The following is a 17,684-nucleotide window of genomic DNA, read 5'->3' on the forward strand; positions in this document are numbered from 1 at the left end:
TACCCCAGCTCGCTGGGGTATTTTTTTGCCCTTAATTTGCAATGGTCCGTTTATAAGCGGCTACCTTGTTTATTTTTACCTAAGGAACAAACCATGTTTTATGATCTAGCTCGCCGTTTTATGTTTACCCGTGATGCGGAGTGGGCTCATGAATTTGCACTTAATAATTTACGCCGATTTGCTCATACTCCATTGAGTGCAGCGTGGTCTCAATCTGTCCCTAATAAACCAGTTAACTTTTTGGGTTTAGAATTTAAAAATCCAGTAGGTTTAGCGGCAGGCTTAGATAAAAATGCAGAGTGTATTGATGCATTTTCACAAATGGGTTTTGGCTTCGTTGAAGTGGGTACTGTTACTCCTCGCCCTCAAGCTGGTAACGATAAGCCGCGTATTTTCCGTTTACCAGAATCAAATGCGATCATAAATCGTATGGGCTTTAACAACAAAGGCGTTGATAACCTAGTTAATAACGTAAAAGCGGCGAAATATGACGGTATTCTAGGTATAAATATAGGTAAAAATAAAGATACACCAAACGAGCAGGGTAAAGATGACTACATTCATTGTATGCGCAAAGTATTTGAGCATGCATCGTACATCACAGTAAATATTTCTTCACCAAATACTCCGGGTCTTCGTGATTTACAATATGGTGAAGCGCTTGATGACTTGCTACAAAGCTTAAAGAATGAACAACTTGATTTAGCTGCAAAGCATAACAAACAAGTGCCTATGCTTGTTAAGATCGCCCCAGATCTTGATGAAATACAAATTGCGCAAGTTAGTGAGTCATTGATCAACAATAAGATCGATGGTGTTATTGCTACAAACACCACACTTGAGCGTGCGGCAGTACAAGGCCAACAATACGCAAACGAAGCGGGCGGTTTATCTGGCCAACCAGTACGTCAGCGTTCAACCCACGTGGTTAGTGAGCTGAAGCGTTTAACTGATGGTAAGTTACCTATCATTGGTGTGGGTGGTATTGATGATGCAGACTCTGCAAAAGAAAAATTTGCAGCGGGTGCCGACCTTGTACAAGTTTACACTGGCTTTATTTATAAAGGCCCAGAATTGGTAAAAACGATCCTTAACGGCTTATAAGGATCAGTTATCTAAGCATTTGATCATTAATAAAATGTTCTAAAAAAGTATTTTATTAATGGTCAGGCTTAGCTATAATTTATGATTAATCGCACAGAATTCTAAGTTAGGGAGGAGACATGTTACAAGCATCGAAGCAATGGAAATGGCTTGCTTGTGCAAAAAATAATCGTCTTTTGGTTGACCTTGACCAAGATATGCAACTGTGCACACCTTACAAATTACGCCAACTTACTGATGCTGTTTTACAAGAGCCAAACTTCAGTCTTGAAGATGCTGCATTTTATCAGCAAGTTTATCAATATCTTGAAACATTCTCACTGTGGAACCCAGCACAGCTTTGTCAAATTGCCCTTAACGCTACAGCGGTTAAATTTCATTTGAAGCCAGTACTTGCAAAGAGTTGGTTTTTTCATGAATACCAGGGTAGCCAGCCAAGTGTTGAAGCGGTTGTAAAGTTATACTCTAAGTCACAAGAAGGTGAGTTTTTAATTGTCGATCATTCACCAGAAGCATCTGTTTGTATTAATCTGAGCGCACACTTTCAGTTAGACGAAAATCTATCTCTAGAGCAGTTTGAAGCCATCAAGGTTCTAAATAATCGTATCCATCCTGTTTATATTCAACAAAAACAGTTTAAATCGGCCTAGGGCGTGTTGACCTTTGTGAATTAAAATATGTTCACTCTAGAGGCAATTAAATCGCGGCGAGAGATTCGCAACCTAGTGGGCTAAGTAAAAATCTAGCTAATATCCCTGCAAATGTTGGCGTTTTTGTTCGCCAAGCTATGCTATAATCCTGCGCAATTAGCATTTAAGGGTTTTTACTTTGCAATTTATCGCACTTACTTCTATCGGAATAGAAAATTTACTTATTGATGAGCTTACAGCACTTGGTGCAGAAGTCTCTAAACAAACCGTGGGCTCTGTACGTTTTGAAGCAGATAGCTTGTTAGCACAAAAAATTTGTTTATCGAGTCGCTTCGCCACTCGTATCATGATGCTGATAGAAGAAAAAGAAGGCGTTAAAGACAAAGAAAGCCTTTATCAATTTGCACGACTACAGCCTTGGCAAGAGTGGTTTGGTCCAAAACAAACCTTCGCTGTTGATTTTAGTGGTACTAACAACGATTTAAAAAATACCCAGTTCTCTGGTCTTGTCGTAAAAGATGCGATTGTTGACTATTTTTCAGATCTATTTGAACAGCGTCCAGATGTTGATAAGTACAACGCTAATGTGCGTGTTGTAGCAAGATTGAATCGCCAAGGTGTTGCGCTTTATATTGACTATTCAGGTCCACGTTTATCTGAACGTGGTTATCGTCAAGACCAAGGTAAAGCACCGATTAAAGAGCATTTAGCTGCAGCACTTGTAAAGCGAAGTGGCTGGCTTGAAAATGTACAACAACCTTTATTTGATCCATGTTGCGGTGCTGGTACCATTTTAATTGAAGCAGCAAGCATGGCTCGTAATGAAGCGCCTGGTTTATTCCGAGAAGGTTTTGCATTTGAGCGCCTACCAAGTTTCCGCATCCAAAAATACAAAGAGTTAAAAGCAGAACTAACGGCACAAATTACTGATCCAAAGCTTTGGCTTATTGGACATGATATTGATGCTGGTGTAATTAAAAAAGCACAAGAAAACGCGGAACGAGCAGACCTTGGTAATGTAATTAAATTTAAACAAAGCGATGCAACTAAGCTAACTTCTGTTGCTAAGCTTCCTGGTGTGGTGATTTCAAACTTACCTTATGGTGAACGTTTAGGCTCGATGGCAGAGTTGGTTAACTTACACCGAAGCTTAGGTGTTGGCTTCAAAAAGCACTTTAACCATTGGAAACTTGCTTTACTTGGCACCGACGAAAGCTTATTTAAGTTATTAAAGCTTGTTAAATTAAAACGCTATAAGTTCAAAAATGGCCCGTTAGATGTGGTGCTAAATTTATATCAACTTGACGATAAACAAGTCGAGCTAAGCAAAGAAGATAAACCAGCACTTAACTTTGAAGGTTCAACAGCATTTGCAAACCGCTTAAAGAAAAACAAGCAAAACTTGAAAAACTGGTTAAAGCAAAATGAAGTAAGCTGTTACCGTGTTTACGATGCGGATATTCCAGAATATAACGTTGCAGTTGATGTGTACGATGATTCAGCGGTTATTTTTGAATATGCCGCACCGAAAGAAATCGATGACACAACGGCACAAAAGCGCTTACAAGATGTGATTAGCCTGACCGCTGAGCAGTTAGAAATTGCGCCAGAGAATATCGCAGTTAAAGTACGCAAAAAGCAAAAAGGTGAAGAGCAATATACGAAGGTATCAAAACAAAATCGCACACAAGTGGTCGAAGAGTTTGGTGCTAAATTTAAAGTAAACCTATTTGATTATTTAGATACAGGTTTATTCTTAGATCATCGTTTGGCTCGTCGTTATATTCAACAAAACGCACAAGGTAAACGTTTCTTAAACTTGTTTGCTTATACGGGCAGTGCATCTGTTCATGCTGCGATAGGTGGTGCCAAAGCAATTACTACCGTTGATATGTCAAAGACCTATTTAAAATGGGCGCAAGAGAATTTCGCGCTTAATGACTTGAGCAATACTCGTTTTCGTTTTGAGCAAGCTGACTGCTTGAAATGGCTTGAATACGCACAAGGTCAATATGATTTAATTTTCTTAGATCCACCGACGTTCTCAAACTCAAAACGTATGAAAGACGCATTTGATGTTCAGCGCGACCATATCAAACTCCTTACTTGGGTTAAAAAGATTTTAAGTCCAAATGGCACGCTTATATTCTCTAACAACAAGCGTGGCTTTATCATGGATGAAGTTGGTTTAATGGGGCTTGGCTTAAAAGCAGAGAATATTTCTGACAAAACTTTATCGCCAGATTTTAAACGCAATAAGCAAATTCATAATAGTTGGCTTATTACACATGGCTAGTTTTACCTTGTATCACACAGATGGCTGTCATTTGTGTGAAATGGCAGATGAATTATTAGTTGCAGCAAACGTTTCCTTTGCTGCAAAAGATATCATGGATAGTGAACAGCTTATCGCGCTTTATCAAACCAGTATTCCGGTTGTTGAAGCTCATCAAGGCGAAAAATTATTTTGGCCTTTTGATGCACAGCGATTAGCGCAATTTATTGCTGATAATAAAGAATAAGAGTAGTAATCACGATGGATTTAATCAGAATAGCCAAAGCGCAACTCGCTTATGGTACGCATCCGTTACTAGATGATGCTGATGCAGTTATTGAGTCGGGTGAGCGTGTATGTATTGTTGGTCGTAACGGTGCAGGTAAATCAACATTACTTAAAGTACTTGATGGCCAAGTTATCTTGGATGATGGTGAAATAAACCAACTAGGTGGTATACGAATTTCGCGTCTAGAGCAAGATCCACCAAAGGGGGCTGCAGGCTCAGTATTTGATTATGTAGCGCAGGGTATGCCTGATATTGCTAACTTATTGATTGAATATCACCAAGTTAGTAATCAGATGCAAACAGACTATAACGATAAGTTACTAAATAAGTTAGAGCGCTTATCAAATCAATTAGAAACAGTTGACGGCTGGCGTTTTGATACGCGTATTCAACTTGTGTTATCGCGCCTAGAGCTAGATCCAGAGGCTAAACTTGAATCATTATCAGGCGGTTGGTTACGTAAGGTTGCTTTAGCAAGGGCCCTAGTTAGTGAGCCTGATTTATTGCTACTTGATGAGCCTACCAACCACTTGGATATGAGCAGTGTTATTTGGCTCGAGCAATTTTTAAAAGAATTTAAAGGCGGTATCGTTTTTATTTCTCACGACCGTGCGTTCATTCGCGCAGTAGCTACTCGTATTCTTGATTTAGACCGCGGAAAACTAATTTCATATCCGGGTGATTATGCAACATACCTTGAACAAAAAGCGCATGATTTAAAGGTAGAAGAAACGCAAAACGCGTTATTTGATAAACGCTTAGCCGAAGAAGAAGCGTGGATCCGCCAAGGTATAAAAGCCCGTAGAACACGTAATGAAGGACGCGTTCGCGCATTAAAAGAGTTGCGTAAAGAGCGCAAGCAGCGAGTAGAGCAGGTTGGTAAAACAGATTTCAACATTGAAACTGCTGAGCGTTCAGGCAAACTTGTTTTTGAAGCGAAAAACATAAGTCATGCATTTAAAGACAAAGTGATCGCTAAAGACTTCTCTACACTTGTTATGCGTGGCGACCGTATTGGCCTTGTAGGCCCAAATGGTATAGGTAAAACAACACTGCTTAAAATTTTATTTGGTGACTTAACACCAGATAGCGGAAGTGTTAAGCAAGGTGTTAATTTAGAATTTGCCTATTTTGACCAATATCGTCAAAAGCTTGATGAAGAAGCCACAGTACAAGACAACGTAGCTGAAGGTAAGCAAGAAGTGATGATGGGCGGGCGCTCACGTCATGTACTTGGTTACTTACAAGACTTCTTATTTCCGCCGGCAAGAGCCCGCACACCTGTAAAAGCACTTTCTGGTGGTGAGAAGAACCGTTTGTTACTTGCAAAGCTATTTTTAAAGCCGTCTAATATTTTGGTACTCGATGAGCCAACCAATGACTTAGATATCGAAACATTAGAATTACTTGAAGATATTATTAACCAATATCAAGGTACCGTGCTTATTGTTAGCCATGACCGCGAATTTATAGATAATACCTGTAATTCAGTCTGGGCATTTGAAGGTGATGGTAAGATTACCGATATTATTGGTGGCTACAGTGACTATGAGGCTTATGCTGCCTACTTAGTTGAGCAAGAGAAACAACAACAGCAACAAACTAAGCAAGAAAAACCCGTGGTGCAAAACCAAGATAAACCACAAAAGAAAAGTAATAAACTCTCTTACAAATTAAAACTTGAATTAGAAGAATTACCCAGTAAAGTGGAACAACTTGAAAAAGCGCTCGATGCTCAGCAAGTTGTGGTCAATGACCCTGACTTTTTTAAGCAAGATGCTGCAATTACATCAGAAGCATTGAACCATTTAGCCCAGTTAGAGTCTGAGCTTGAAGCCGCTTTTGAGCGCTGGGAAGAACTCGAAGATTTAAAGAATCAGTAGTAAGGATTAAAATGAAATATAAATTACTCGCTGCCAGTATTTTAGCTACTCTAAGTACCTCAGCGATGAGCGCGACCTATAAATTAGAAGAGTTAGGTGGTCTGGAAGGCTCTAAGCATAATTATATAACGGATGTTAGTGAAAACGGTCACATCATTGGTCTTGCAAATGGTACCTATAAACTACCTGTAGACGTTTCTTATATCGATTTTGATGCAAGCAACATCAAAAACGCCTACGACCGAGAAAAAGCGCGATTTGAGTCAATTGACAAAGAAATTACGTTTACGTTAGATGATATCCAAAATAACGATGCAGTAAATACCAATGCTGATGCACACGCATTTATGATTTGGTTTTTATCTACTGATAGTCGTCCTAATGATTCTGAGTATCAAAAAATATCGAGTGCAATTGCCACTACTTATACTGCAGAAGGGTCTCAAGAGCAGGTTTTATTTGATGAAGCATCGCTTGATTATGATGGCTTAACTCGCTCAACATCAAACCTTCTATCTGCTGTTGCTGACGATGGCGTGATGGTGGGCTGGGGCAGTGCGCCTTACGAAAAGACCGCCTTTACCCAAACAGATGAAACCGAAGAAGAAACTCACTTCTTACGTGACTTTATAAGTCGCGGTATTGTTATTGGTGCTAATGGTGTCGAAGTACCTTTAGTTCCTGAATTTGATGAGCACGGTGGTATTAGTGCCGCATATGACATAGTCAAAACCAATAGTGGCTACGAAGTAGTAGGTACCGTATCTACCGGTATTCCAGTTGATCCTCAAGATGATATTGACGATCGTTGCGATAACGAAGATGAGCCAGTTTCAGATTGTGTTGAAACGCTTAATCGTAGCTTTAGTACGGGTATTTTCGATAAACGAGCCGTTAAATGGACCTTGGATAACGACCTAAATATTATCAATACGGAAATATTTGGCTTAGGTCTTACGCCAAAAGATGACGAAGATTTTGCATTTAGAAGCAGCGCTTTTGTCATTAATGAAAATGGGGTAATAGCTGGTACTTCAGATGTTCGCTATAAAGATCGAGATATTCGTATCACTATGCCGGTTATTTTTGAGAATGGTGAAGTAAAAGAGTTTCTTGACCAAGAAGATGATTGGACCTCGGGTCAGCCTTTAGCTATCAATAATGACGATGTTGTGGTTGGTTATGCAACCAAAAGAATCGAAGGTACAAACCGTACTAAATTTTTCTATTACGACAAGAAAAGTGACAGTGTTGTTTTCCCGACAGATTATTTCTCAAGTTCTAGCTCAATCGCTAATGACATAAATGATAATGGTGTGATTGTTGGTGAGGGTGAAACCGATATCTACAATACGTCTACACGTCGTCGTGAAGGCTTTATGTACACTATCGGTGAAGATAAAGTCGTAAATTTAAACGATTTATTACCTTGCTATGAAGAAGATGGTGAAACACGATTTAAATACGTTGTTGCTGAAGCCAAGTCGATTAACAACAATAATGAAATATTTGGTGTTGCTACCAAAACGGTAGAAAAAACAGATTCATTCGGTAACATGGTAGTCGATCTTAACGGTAATGTTGAATATGAAAGTATTGCAGTACCTGTTAAGTTAACACCAATTAGTGGTTCAATTGAAGAGTGCCCTGCAGAAGAAGTTGAACAATATGAGCGTCAGTCTGCAAGCTTCCCTTGGTATGCATTAATCTTGTTACCATTTGCAGCGGCACGTCGCTTTTTTAAAGCAAAGTAGCGTAAAAAATAACTTTTCGACTACATTAAAAAACCCAGCTTACAGCTGGGTTTTTTGTCTATACTCATATCTGAATCATCATTTTTTTATTTTTGATGTCGATGTAACCATGCTTTTCTTACAGAGCGCTTCCAAAGCATATCTGTTACGAAATAGCCAAGTATAGCTGCTGCTGTTGCACAGATAAGTGAACCAACTAAGAAAGCCGGACCAATGGTTGTTAAGCTTTCTAAGAACCATTGCCAGCTAGGCTCAAAATGGAAGTGTTGTGTAGGTTGCGCTAAGGCAATTGTTCCAACAATATACGAGCAGTAAAAAATAGGAGGCATTGTCAGTGGATTTGTGATCCACACCGTAGCAACAGAAATAGGCAAGTTTACACGAAATGGAATGGCCAGGGCGGCTGCTAGAACCATTTGAAAAGGAACAGGGATGAAAGCAAAAAATAAACCTACAGCAAATGCTCCTCGAGCAGAGCGACGATTTAAATGCCATAAATTGGCATCATGTAATAAACGGCCAAAAATTCTTAAGTATTTATGATCTCTTACCTTGTTGTGATCAGGTAAAAACCGTTGGATCGTTTTCTTAGCCATTTAAAGCAACCATTTACATCTGTTTGGTTATGCAGTGGTTTTATATTGGGTTGTTTTATTACCCTTTATACGGCAAACACTGCAGTGTTTTATCTAATAAGTTTTGCTGTTATTTTAGCAGCTGCCTATTTTAAGCCTTTTTTGCCAATATTGTCAGGGTTTATTTGCGGTATTTTTTTAGTATTTTTTCATTACTTAGTCTTTTATTCTCAAAGCGAATGCGACTTAAGACCTAAAAAACCAGTAATTGCTAATTTTCAAGTGATTTCAATACACTCAGCCCAGTCTCCTTTCTACGTTAAAGCAAGCTTGAAAAGCATACAGGGGGGCAGTCTCTCTAAATTAAAACCACCTTTAGCAATGATTAGTGTTAGCACAGCGCAAAAACTGATGGTTGGTGATGAAGTGAGTGCGCAAATAAAGCTTAAGCCGTTTAGAAGCGTAAAAAATTATAATAGTTTTGATCGTGAACGACATGCGTTTAGACAAAGACTTTTTTATAAAGGGCGCACAGTTTCTAAAATACAGATAGAAAATCAGACTGGTAAACCTACTAGTACTGAGGTATATCGCAATTATATATCGACTATAACTACTGGCAGCCAATTACAATGGCTTTACTATGCTTTGCTAACTGGCGATAAAAGCAAAATATCGCAACAAAATAAACAACAACTACGTGAATTAGGTATAAGCCATCTCTTGGCAATCTCAGGACTACACATCGGGCTTGTATATGCAATCGGCTTTTACTTTAGTAAATATATCACCCGTATAATGCGAATACCTGTGTCTCAAACCCGTCAGATTAATAGTTGGTTTATGCTGATAGGTTTTTGTTTTGCAGTTACCTATGTATATCTAAGTGGTTTTGCCGTGTCAGCAGTGCGCGCATTGTTGATGTTAGGCTGTTTGCTATTTATCTACATCTTAAATAAGAATCCATTGCGATGGCGAACAATTCTTTATGCTCTTACACTAGTGCTGATTATTGATCCATTTACGTTATTAAACCCCGGTTTGTATTTTAGTTTTATTGCTGTTGCTATTATTTTTCTTGTTATTCGAAGCTCTCTTGGCAAAAACTTAGGTTTTTACAGACGTGTTATACAGCTTGGCTTAATACAATTAGCGTTATTTATAGGCCTGTTGCCATTGTCACTGTTTTACTTTGATGGCGTAAGTACGATTGGCTTGCTGGTAAATTTAGTCGCTGTGCCAATAATTAGTGTCATTGTTTTACCATTCTTAGTTTTGTACAGTTTTTTATCCTTACTTTTAGATTTATCGCTACTTTTATATGGCTTAGATTTTGTTTTAAATTACCTTTATCAATCGATAATGTTAGTCCCAAAACAATGGCGCTGGCTTGAGTTCGCATTTGTTGAGTTCAATACCTTAGTTTTGATTTACAGCACTCTGTTATTGTTTCTTTGTTATCCTTATCGAGCATTTACCATTATTCCTGTATTGATTGTAACTTTTGATTGGCTTTTGTCGCCGAAAAGCACTTTTCAGTTAGATGTATTTGACGTTGGTCATGGCTTAATGGTGATGCTCAGCGAAGAAAATAAGGCGGTTGTCTATGATTTAGGGCCACGTTATTTTGGTCGATATGACTATATTCAGTCAGTTTTATTAGCAAACATAAATGCGCTTAAGCTTGAGGTGATTGCCACTATAGTAAGTCATCAAGATAATGACCACATTGGAGGTCTTCACTCGTGGAATGAAAATGGCTTTGGAGAGACGTTAAAGTATTTTCATCCGCATGGCGTGAATGCTCGTTGTGAGCCAAAGCTTTTAAAAATCGGCAATGTTAGCTTAACTAGCTTTAGTATGCCTGGTGATAATAACAATGATCAATCTTGCATTTTGAGGGTAAAGTCGGGTGAGTATAGTGTGTTATTAACCGGCGATATTTCTGCTGAAGCAGAGCAACAACTCATTACCAGGCTCCCAGACCTGCAAGCGACAGTACTCGTCAGCCCTCATCACGGTAGTAATACATCGTCAAGTCAGGCGTTTATTGAGCAGGTGCGGCCTAAACTGGTTATCCACTCAAGTGCATACCAAGGGCAGTGGCAGTTTCCTCACCCTGAGGTTGTAAAACGTTATCAAGACCGTGATATAGCGCAGTTAAGTACAGCAGACAGTGGCCATATTAGAATCAAATTCTATAACGATACCTTTTTAGTTGAATCAGCTCGCGAGCATGAAAGTTACTGGTTCGAACAAGATTGACGTTTTGTTTTTACCCCCATAAGGCTACAATAGTCGAAGTCTATGAATAAGAGAGTGTTATGGATCAAACTACATCCCAAATTTATAAGCGATTAATCAGTTATGTGGGTGATTATAAATTAATCGCGTTTTTCGCCATTGTTGGCATGGTTGGCTATTCTGCCATGGATGCACTGTTTATCAATTTAATGAAACCTTTTATTGATGAAGGCTTAAATGCTCGTAATACTGATGTATTAACTTATGCACCATTCGTTGTTATCGCATTAGTGCTTGGTCGAGGCATGTTTAATTACATGTCATCTTACTGCTTGAGTTATGTTGGCTCCCAAGTTGTTAGAACTCTTCGCCAACAATTATTCGAACATATATTACATTTACCTGTGTCTTTTCATGACAAAAATTCTAATGGTGATTTAATTTCTAAAATCACTTTCGATACAGAGCAAGTACAACAGGCAATTACTAAAGCGCTGTTAATTGTGGTGAGAGAAGGGGCGTTTGTTGTTTTTTTACTTTTCAATATGTTTTATACAAGTTGGAAGTTATCGCTGATTTTCTTGGTTATTATTCCGCTGGTGGCAGTGATTGTTGCCTTTGTATCGAAACGCTTTCGGATGATCTCTAAAAAAATTCAATCAGCGATGGGGCAAGTTACTCGTAGTTCAGAGCAGATGCTCTCTGGGCATAAAGTAATCCACGGATTTGGTGGTCAGCAGCAAGAGATTGCTCAGTTTTCAGCGATCAATAACCATAATCGTCAGCAACGTATTAAAATGGATGCAACAAAGGCGTTAAGTGTTTCGGTTATTCAGATCTTAGCTGCGAGCGCAATGGCAGTGATTTTATGGGTCGTGTCAATGCCATCAATGATAGACACAATCAGCTCTGGTGATTTCGTATTACTAATATCATCAATGATGATGTTATTACGTCCACTTAAGCAACTTTCAAATGTAAATAGTGACTTACAACGTGGTATTTCTGCAGCACAAAGTATCTTTTTGGTACTTGATGAAGATGTAGAAAAAGACACTGGCACCTATAGTATTGATAAAGTGACAGGGCACATTGAAATAAACAACGTTACTTTCAAATACCCAACTAAAGATGAACCAGTTTTGAAAAACTTGTCGCTAACGATTAATGCCGGCGAAAGCATTGCATTAGTGGGGCGCTCTGGCTCTGGTAAATCGACCATTTCAAATTTATTGCCACGTTACTATGAGCTAGAAGGTGAAAGTGAAATTTTACTCGATGGTGTCAATATCGCTGATTACAAGCTAACGGATCTTCGTAAGCAATTTGCATTGGTTTCACAGCAAGTGGTGTTATTTAACGATACTATTGCAAATAACATATGCTATGGCCTTGAACGTGAACTCAGTAATGAAGAGTTAATGGCGGTTGCCAAACAAGCCCATGTTTGTGAATTTGTTAAAGACTTGCCAGAAGGTTTAAATACCATGGTGGGTGAAAACGGCGTGATGTTATCTGGCGGTCAGCGTCAACGTATCGCGATTGCACGTGCCATTTTAAAAGATGCACCTATTTTAATTCTCGATGAGGCGACATCAGCTCTCGATACTGAGTCTGAAAAGCTGATCCAGCATGCACTTGATAGCTTAATGAAAGAAAAAACATCAATTGTGATAGCACACCGTTTATCAACAATAGAGAACAGTGATTGTATTTATGTTATTGATCATGGTCAGGTTATCGAAAAGGGCACGCATAGCGAGCTGCTTGAAAAAGACGGCACCTATTCCGCTCTTTGTAAAATGCAATTTGGTGAGCAGTAGTGAGTGTTATTGAAAAAAGCTGGTATAAAAGACCAGGTTTACTCAGTGTTTTACTCTTACCTTTGAGTGTGCTTTTTTGGCTAATCTCAACGCTTCGTGTATTGCTATACAAGCTTAATATTCTGAAGGCTTTTAAAGCGCATGTACCTGTTATAGTGGTTGGTAACATAAGTGTGGGTGGCAACGGCAAAACGCCATTTGTAATATGGCTTGCTGAGTTCTTAAAACAACAAGGTTTAAAAGTGGCGGTGATCAGTCGTGGTTATGGTGGTCAGTCTGACTCGTATCCATTGTTAGTTACTGATGAGACGACTACAACACAAGCGGGTGACGAACCTGTACTTATTAGACGTCGTTTAGGTTGTGTTGTTATGGTTGGACCTGACCGTCAAGCCAGTATTAAAAAATTAGAACAGCACGATATTGATGTCATCATTTCTGATGATGGTATGCAACATTACAAAATGGCCCGAGATATTGAATGCTGTATTGTTGATAGTGAGCGCCAGTTTGGTAACGGTTTATTAATGCCAGCAGGTCCACTTCGTGAAACCAAAGCGCGCTTAAAATCGGTTGATTTAGTCATAGAAAATGGCGGCAATGCACAAAGCCGCTATGATTTAGCATCGAGCCCATTTCGAACCGTGAGTGATTCAACACTCGCCAATTCAGTTCAAGATAAAGGCCATGCAGTCAGTGCTATTGGTAACCCCAAACGCTTTGAGATAAGTCTTGAGCAGCAAGGCATTAACTTGCTATCGACTCATCATTTTCGCGATCACTATGCCTACCAAGCAAGTGACTTTACTATGTTTGGTGATGACGCTGTTTTTATGACAGAAAAAGATGCAGTTAAATGCTTTAGCTTTGCCAAGCCAAATTGGTATTATTTGCCTGTGGATGCAAAGCCGACAACAACGGTTATCGAAAAACTAAATTTATTATTAAAACAAAAAGGGATCCTCAATGGCCTTTGATACAAAATTACTTGAAATTATCGCCTGTCCAGTGTGTAAGGGTAAATTACGTCTTGATAAAGAAAATCAAGAGCTGATTAGTACAGCAGCGAAACTTGCTTATCCAATCAAAGACGATATCCCAGTGCTTTTAGAAAATGAAGCACGTGAACTAAGCCAAGAAGAGGTTGATAAGTGGAATTCGTAGTTGTAATTCCTGCACGTTACGCATCGACACGTTTACCAGCTAAACCACTTGCTGATATATGTGGTAAGCCAATGATCCAACATGTTTATGAAAAAGCAGTTGCTTCAGGCGCATCACACGTTTATGTTGCCACCGATCATCAAGCAGTATTTGACGCTGTTAGTGAGTTTACAAGTAATGTTCTAATGACGCGTGAAGATCATCAATCAGGGACAGAACGTTTAGCTGAAGTGGTTGAACAACTCCAACTTGAAAGTGATACCATTGTCGTTAACGTGCAAGGTGATGAGCCTTTATTAGCTAGTGAAAATGTCTCGCAAGTGGCTAAACTGCTCGCTGATTCTGACGCGCCTATGGCAACATTGAGCACAAGTATTGATGATATCGACGATATATTTAACCCTAATTGTGTAAAAGTGGTTAGCGATGCGCACAACAATGCAGTGTATTTTTCGCGTGCAACCATTCCTTATCATCGTGATGCGATGATGAGTAATCAAACTGATAAAATCAATCTTGATGATTATGCCCGCCATATTGGTATTTATGCTTACCGAGCAGGTTTTATTACTCAATATATTGAGCTGCCAGAATCTCCGTTAGAAGTCCTTGAATCTCTAGAGCAGCTTCGTGTGCTTTATCATGGTTATAAAATCAAAATAGCTAAGGCATTATGTGCTCCACAAGCAGGTGTAGACACGCCAGAGGACTTAGCCCGCGTCATTGCAGTGCTGAGTAAATAACCAATGCACGATGTAAATACAGTTCATCTTCATGCAAGTGAAGATGACTTTTTTGTATTTTATAAACCAGCAGGTGTAAGCTTTCATAGTGAAGAATGTGCTGGTTTTGTTGTACTTGCAGAGCAACTTGTAAACGAAAAACTATATCCTGTACATCGCCTTGATAAAGTCACCTCGGGTTTAATTATTTTAGCCCGTCACAAAGAAGCAGCAGCAGAGTTCACTGCACTATTCAGTGCCCATCAAGTGCATAAATTTTATCTTGCACTCAGTGATGCAAAACCAAAGAAGAAACAAGGTTGGATAAAAGGGGATATGGAAAAAAGTCGTCGGGGCGCTTTTAAATTGCTAAAAAGCCAAACCAACCCGGCTGTTACCCGCTTTTATTCAAAAAGTATTCGTCCAGGGCTACGTGCCTACCTATTAAAACCTTTTTCGGGTAAAACACATCAACTAAGAGTCGCGATGAAAAGCTTGGGTGCGCCAATTCTTGGTGATAGCACGTATGCAGGAAGTAAAGACGAGCGCACAAATTTGCATGCTTATGCACTACAATTTAGCTATAAAGGGCAGCTTAAAGAGTATCGATGCGATTACACTTTGGGTGCTCATCTCAATGAAGTTTTTAACTCAGACGAATTCAAAGAGTGGACAGCTCCTTGGACGTTGGATTGGTAAATGAAAGAAACAACACAAGACATCCGTTTTGGTGGCATTAAACGTTTATATGGTCATCAGCAATTTGATTGGTTACAACAAGCACATTTTTGTGTCATTGGTATTGGTGGTGTAGGTAGTTGGGCCGCTGAAGCGCTAGCTCGCACGGGTGTAGGACAACTAACCTTAATAGATCTTGATGATATTTGTGCAACTAATGTTAATCGTCAAATCCATGCTTTGACTGGCACCGTAGGTGAAGCAAAAGTTGAAGCGATGAAAACACGTTGTGAGCTGATAAACCCAGATATCAAAATTAATGTTATTGATGACTTTATAACGCTAGATAACATTCGTGAGCATATTCAAGGCTTTGATTATGTGATTGATTGTATTGATGCAGTGAAAGAAAAGGCAGCGTTAATTGCACATTGTAAGCGTATAAAATTACCCGTTATTACAACCGGTGGCGCAGGCGGGCAAACTGATCCGAGCCAAATTAGCTTTGGTGATGTAGCTAAGACAACCCATGATCCTTTGCTTGCAAAAGTACGGTATATTTTGCGAAAACAGTACAACTTTAGTAGCAATCCAAAGCGTAAATTTAACGTAGATTGTGTTTATTCAACTGAACAGCTTGTATATCCAACCTCTGAAGGCGAAGTTTGCCAAGCAAAACAAGGCGCAGATGGTTCAATGAATATGGATTGTAACAATGGTTTTGGCTCAGCCACAATGGTAACAGGAAGCTTTGGCTTTTTTGTCGCAGCCAAAGCAATCAGAAAATATTTAGATAAAAAACAGCGTTCTTTATAACATTTAGCGGTTTTGCTCAGCCATGGTTTGAATTTTATCAACCATGGCTTTGATGCCATTGCCGCGAGAAGGGCTTAAATGGCTAATTAGACCGAGTCGTTCAAATTCATCATAGGCATTTATTTGTGCTGCTTGTTCCGGTGTTAGACCATTGTATAAGGCTAAAATTAAAGCCAATAGTCCTTTAACGATACGGGTATCTGAATCACCAGCTAAAACAAGGCTATTTTCTGTATGATCAAAGTCGATATATAGCCACACTTTACTTTCGCAGCCTTTAACTAGGGCATCATCTACTTTAAGCACTTCTGGCATAACTGGTAATTGCTTACCTAATAGCATTATCTGGCGGTATTTTTGCTGCCAACCTGCAGCTGTTTCAATGTTTTTACTAACGGCTTCAAACGTTGAATTCATAACTTATCCAAATTTAATCTAATAACTCAATACTGTTTTTAAGAGCATCAATAAACGCATCTACATCATCTTTATTGTTATATAACGCAAAGCTTGCTCTTACTGTACCAGGAATGTGCAAATGGCTCATTATAGGTTGTGTGCAATGGTGGCCACTGCGCACGGCCACACCAAACCCATCAAGCAGAGTGGCTAAATCGAAGGGATGTTCATCGCGATAATTAAAACTAATGTTACCAATGTTATGTATTTGGTTTGAATAGATATTAATACCATCAATAGCTGATAATTGTTTTATCGCATAGTCAAAAACTGTATGCTCATGTTGACGCATTTGCTGAAAATCTAACGATGTTAAATACTTTATTGCCTCACTAAAGGCGATTACACCCGCAATATTAGGTGTTCCTGCTTCAAATTTACCCGGTGCATCCCGAAAAGTGCTTTGCGTGAGGCTCACTGTTTCGATCATTTCGCCACCGGTTTGATAAACATCGAGCGAATTTAACAGCTCGAAACGTCCATAAAGACCACCCAGACCTGTAGGCCCGAGCATTTTGTGGGCAGAAAATACGTAAAAGTCACAAGAAATTTCTTGTAGATTAGGGCGTAAATGCATCGCAGCCTGCGCACCATCAATCACAGAAATAGCATTAATGGCTTTACATGCTGTAATGATAGGCGCTAAATCAGTGATATTACCTAATGTATTTGATGCATGAGTAACAGCAACTATCTTAGGCTGATACAGTTTTATAAACTCACTGCACCTTACGCTATCAATGACCAAGTCATCTTCAATAGGTAAAATAATCAGTTCTGCACCAGTACGCTTTGCTAGTTGTTGCCATGGCACTATGTTGGCGTGATGTTCAATCGCAGAGATAGCAATTTTATCGCCTGGTTTAAGCCGCGAAGCCAGACCATTTGCGATTAAATTAATAGATTCAGTCGCTCCTTTGGTCCACACTAACTCATTGGCTTTAACAGAAAAATAATCTGCAAGTAGCGTTCTGGTGTGTTCATATTGGCGGGTCGCGTTTTCACTGAGTGTATGACGGCCACGATGTACATTGGCATTCTCATGACTATAAAAACGGGCAAGGGCATCAATAACTGCTTGTGGCTTTTGTGAGGTCGCTGCTGAGTCTAAATACACCAGAGGCTGCTCATTAACCGTTTCATTCAGTAATGGAAAGTCAGCGCGTATTTTTGCAATATCGAACATGGAAGGCCTTAAGCTACGAGAATGCGACGATTTTAATTACTTTGCACAAATAGACAAGTGCA

At 39.3% G+C, this 17,684-nt stretch carries 16 protein-coding genes; 13 read left to right on the forward strand and 3 right to left on the reverse strand.

What is annotated here, in order from left to right; genetic code table 11:
- Positions 1-93 precede the first annotated feature (93 nt).
- From pyrD to L1267_RS10130, 6 genes are all read left to right on the forward strand, one after another.
- Complete coding sequence (gene pyrD / locus L1267_RS10105) at positions 94-1,104, forward strand: quinone-dependent dihydroorotate dehydrogenase (RefSeq protein WP_235382744.1); 1,011 nt, start codon at positions 94-96, stop codon at positions 1,102-1,104.
- A gap of 119 nt (positions 1,105-1,223) precedes the next feature.
- Positions 1,224-1,754: a cell division protein ZapC domain-containing protein gene (locus tag L1267_RS10110; protein ID WP_235382745.1), complete on the forward strand. Its 531-nt coding sequence runs from the start codon at positions 1,224-1,226 to the stop codon at positions 1,752-1,754.
- A 178-nt stretch (positions 1,755-1,932) separates the two neighbouring features.
- On the forward strand, positions 1,933-4,050 hold the full coding sequence (gene rlmKL / locus L1267_RS10115; protein ID WP_235382746.1) for a bifunctional 23S rRNA (guanine(2069)-N(7))-methyltransferase RlmK/23S rRNA (guanine(2445)-N(2))-methyltransferase RlmL: 2,118 nt from the start codon (positions 1,933-1,935) through the stop codon (positions 4,048-4,050).
- Positions 4,043-4,276 carry a glutaredoxin family protein gene (locus L1267_RS10120; protein WP_138557572.1) on the forward strand — a complete coding sequence of 78 codons (234 nt, stop codon included), beginning with the start codon at positions 4,043-4,045 and terminating at the stop codon, positions 4,274-4,276. Before rlmKL ends, L1267_RS10120 begins: the two co-directional genes overlap by 8 nt.
- Positions 4,277-4,290: 14 nt before the next feature.
- Positions 4,291-6,201, forward strand: a complete 1,911-nt coding sequence (gene uup, locus L1267_RS10125; RefSeq protein WP_199526431.1) for an ATP-binding cassette ATPase Uup — start codon at positions 4,291-4,293, stop codon at positions 6,199-6,201.
- Positions 6,202-6,212: 11 nt separating this feature from the next.
- Positions 6,213-7,955 (forward strand): DUF3466 family protein, encoded by a 1,743-nt coding sequence (locus L1267_RS10130; protein ID WP_235382747.1) that lies wholly within the window; start codon positions 6,213-6,215, stop codon positions 7,953-7,955.
- A gap of 86 nt (positions 7,956-8,041) precedes the next feature.
- On the opposite strand, the gene L1267_RS10135 is transcribed toward L1267_RS10130, so the two are convergent.
- A complete protein-coding gene (locus L1267_RS10135) occupies positions 8,042-8,551 on the reverse strand; it encodes a DUF2062 domain-containing protein (RefSeq protein ID WP_135924782.1) in 510 nt (169 codons plus the stop codon).
- Positions 8,552-8,911: 360 nt separating this feature from the next.
- On the opposite strand from L1267_RS10135, the gene L1267_RS10140 reads away from it, so the two are divergent.
- Genes L1267_RS10140 through tcdA form a run of 7 tightly spaced genes read left to right on the forward strand, consistent with a single transcriptional unit; the run spans position 8,912 to position 15,977 of the window.
- Positions 8,912-10,795: a DNA internalization-related competence protein ComEC/Rec2 gene (locus L1267_RS10140; RefSeq protein WP_235382748.1), complete on the forward strand. Its 1,884-nt coding sequence runs from the start codon at positions 8,912-8,914 to the stop codon at positions 10,793-10,795.
- A gap of 59 nt (positions 10,796-10,854) precedes the next feature.
- A complete protein-coding gene (gene msbA, locus L1267_RS10145; protein ID WP_235382749.1) occupies positions 10,855-12,597 on the forward strand; it encodes a lipid A export permease/ATP-binding protein MsbA in 1,743 nt (580 codons plus the stop codon).
- Positions 12,597-13,574, forward strand: coding sequence for a tetraacyldisaccharide 4'-kinase (lpxK, locus tag L1267_RS10150; protein ID WP_235382750.1), 978 nt, complete (start codon positions 12,597-12,599; stop codon positions 13,572-13,574). Before msbA ends, lpxK begins: the two co-directional genes overlap by 1 nt.
- Positions 13,564-13,761 (forward strand): Trm112 family protein, encoded by a 198-nt coding sequence (locus L1267_RS10155; RefSeq protein ID WP_036968654.1) that lies wholly within the window; start codon positions 13,564-13,566, stop codon positions 13,759-13,761. Before lpxK ends, L1267_RS10155 begins: the two co-directional genes overlap by 11 nt.
- Positions 13,749-14,504, forward strand: a complete 756-nt coding sequence (gene kdsB / locus L1267_RS10160) for a 3-deoxy-manno-octulosonate cytidylyltransferase (protein ID WP_235382751.1) — start codon at positions 13,749-13,751, stop codon at positions 14,502-14,504. Before L1267_RS10155 ends, kdsB begins: the two co-directional genes overlap by 13 nt.
- 3 nt (positions 14,505-14,507) lie before the next feature.
- The gene (locus L1267_RS10165; RefSeq protein ID WP_138557567.1) at positions 14,508-15,182 is read left to right on the forward strand and encodes a TIGR01621 family pseudouridine synthase; all 675 of its coding nucleotides are present in this window, start codon (positions 14,508-14,510) and stop codon (positions 15,180-15,182) included.
- Positions 15,183-15,977 (forward strand): tRNA cyclic N6-threonylcarbamoyladenosine(37) synthase TcdA, encoded by a 795-nt coding sequence (gene tcdA / locus L1267_RS10170; RefSeq protein WP_054561573.1) that lies wholly within the window; start codon positions 15,183-15,185, stop codon positions 15,975-15,977.
- A 3-nt stretch (positions 15,978-15,980) separates the two neighbouring features.
- Here the strand turns inward: tcdA and L1267_RS10175 are convergent, their stop codons facing one another.
- A complete protein-coding gene (locus L1267_RS10175) occupies positions 15,981-16,394 on the reverse strand; it encodes a SufE family protein (RefSeq protein ID WP_135924768.1) in 414 nt (137 codons plus the stop codon).
- A 13-nt stretch (positions 16,395-16,407) separates the two neighbouring features.
- A complete protein-coding gene (locus L1267_RS10180; protein WP_235382752.1) occupies positions 16,408-17,622 on the reverse strand; it encodes an aminotransferase class V-fold PLP-dependent enzyme in 1,215 nt (404 codons plus the stop codon).
- Positions 17,623-17,684 lie beyond the last annotated feature (62 nt).

This window comes from Pseudoalteromonas sp. OFAV1 (genome assembly GCF_021532595.1).
GTDB classification, from domain to species: Bacteria; Pseudomonadota; Gammaproteobacteria; order Enterobacterales; family Alteromonadaceae; genus Pseudoalteromonas; species Pseudoalteromonas lipolytica_C.